Origin of the sequence: Acinetobacter sp. YH12255 (genome assembly GCF_013417355.1) — a bacterium.
Classification (GTDB): Bacteria; Pseudomonadota; Gammaproteobacteria; order Pseudomonadales; family Moraxellaceae; genus Acinetobacter; species Acinetobacter pseudolwoffii.
This window is the reverse complement of record NZ_VPEC01000116.1, coordinates 1-1,374: the sequence shown is the minus strand read 5'-3', so window position 1 is coordinate 1,374 and position 1,374 is coordinate 1. Positions and strand designations below refer to the sequence as shown.

The 1,374-nt window shown below is 35.2% G+C and carries 1 protein-coding gene and 1 pseudogene; both read left to right on the top strand.

The genetic code is table 11. The features are described 5' to 3' along the window. A pseudogene (locus FTV30_RS16035) lies at positions 1-108 on the top strand (IS701 family transposase); the annotation flags it as partial. A gap of 577 nt (positions 109-685) precedes the next feature. Then, a complete protein-coding gene (locus FTV30_RS16030) occupies positions 686-1,102 on the top strand; it encodes a hypothetical protein (protein ID WP_159139022.1) in 417 nt (138 codons plus the stop codon). The last annotated feature ends 272 nt before the right edge of the window (positions 1,103-1,374 follow it).

The following is a 1,374-nucleotide window of genomic DNA, read 5'->3' as shown; positions in this document are numbered from 1 at the left end:
AATGTATATCGTTGGCAGAAGAAATTATTTAGACCAGTTATCAAAAACTTCATTGATGACTTTATTCTCGATAAAAATCATCTGCTACCACAGAGAATCTATAAATAATAGTGCGTAAGTCCTATAACTTTACTGAATGGCCTAATGTAATTTTAGAGCACACGCCAAAGTAAGGTCATGCCAGTCAAAATCCTGAACTTTAAATCAATGGTTTAGAAGCCGTGAAACATCATCTTAGCAACGATTAAAACAATTCTTAGATTTATATACGTGACACTAAAAAGCCAGTACATATTGAATTGGCTTTTTTCTCAATTTGTCTAACGTGCGTTATGTAAATTTTAGCAAATCTAAACTGGCAGCCTAACTTAAATAACTGATGTTACGCAATAAGTGTATTTTTGAGCATCTTCGCCACTACATTTTGCGGTCGATTTTTTTAAAATTTACAACATATAGAATGGATGCGTAACATCAGTTAAATAAACTGTCTCCGATATATTGGTCCCAAAATCCTTAAAGATCTGACTGCATATTTTCCCACTGTGGAACAGCATGCCCATCAGAGTGAAACAAAAAAATGAGATTTTATCTCCAAACCCTTTATTATTTTTAAGATCGTATATGATTTTAGAAATTTGAAAGAAACTCAAACTTTAAAATATTCGAATCATGGGGATACAATATGAAAATCAAGTTAATCACGCTGACATTAGCACTATCCGCAGCATCACTGGCAAACGCACATAATCATGAACAGTTAATCAGTAATGATTACCAACTGTTTAGTCCAGAAATCACCTCTAAAATCACTGAGCACAAACCTGTTTCATTAGATTTTATTGCTAGTGCAATTAGCACCCCAACTCAGGCGGTATTAAAAGAAAATTTAGGTGAGACTAAAAACGTCGTAGTGATTAGCGATGCGGAAACCTGGTATTACGGTGTTCAAATCACCGATCAGGAAAATCAAAAATGTTCTGTCTCTTTTATTTTCGACCGTGAAAATGGCAAGTTAAGTACATCGGCAGATCTGGTCAGCTTCCACCAATTAGAATGTGAATTAGCCGTTGCCCAAAAATTAGAAAAGAAAAATAACTAACTCCAAACCAGACATTAAAAAGCCCGCAAATGCAGGCTTTTTAATTCGTCCAAATTTTCCATATATCACCCTGCCAGAATCCGGTTTAATGACAATTAAATAGAATATTTGAACTCTTATTGGCACTGTTGCAAATAACCACGAATGGCTTTGTTGCACAAAGATTTGAAATGCAAAGCGCCCCTAATTGAGCCAAATTTAAGGCGTAACTTGGGTAAGTGGTCGACCTAATTCCGTAAATCTGTTGAGGACTGCTACACGTGCATGAATTT

Excerpts from the sequence above, each read along its gene's own strand:
- FTV30_RS16030 (WP_159139022.1), top strand. The coding sequence starts at position 686 with ATGAAAATCAAGTTAATCACGCTGACATTAGCACTATCCGCAGCATCA.